Source organism: Psychrobacter sp. TB20-MNA-CIBAN-0197 (assembly GCF_040309765.1).
Lineage (GTDB): Bacteria > Pseudomonadota > Gammaproteobacteria > Pseudomonadales > Moraxellaceae > Psychrobacter > Psychrobacter submarinus.
Genome location: NZ_JBEOPC010001382.1, coordinates 1 through 236 on the forward strand (window position 1 = coordinate 1; position 236 = coordinate 236).

The following is a 236-nucleotide window of genomic DNA, read 5'->3' on the forward strand; positions in this document are numbered from 1 at the left end:
GCTGAGCAACTGACCGTGCAGACTGCTCTGGGCGCCGCGCACATGGCGGTGTCCAGCGATGTCGATGCAGCCGAACTGCGCCGCCGCGTGACCTCGCCGAATGGCACCACGGAAGCTGCGATCAAATCATTCCAGGCTGGCGGCTTCGAAGCGCTGGTTGAAACCGCACTCGGCGCCGCCGCGCACCGCTCGGCCGAAATGGCCGAACAACTGGGCAAATAAAGGAGCCTTACATG

The 236-nt window shown here is 64.0% G+C and carries 1 protein-coding gene; it reads left to right on the plus strand.

What is annotated here, in order from left to right; genetic code table 11:
* On the plus strand, positions 1 to 222 hold a 222-nt coding region (locus AAEY83_RS18485; RefSeq protein WP_351061615.1), incomplete at its 5' end, for a pyrroline-5-carboxylate reductase family protein.
* Between the last annotated feature and the right edge of the window lie 14 nt (positions 223 to 236).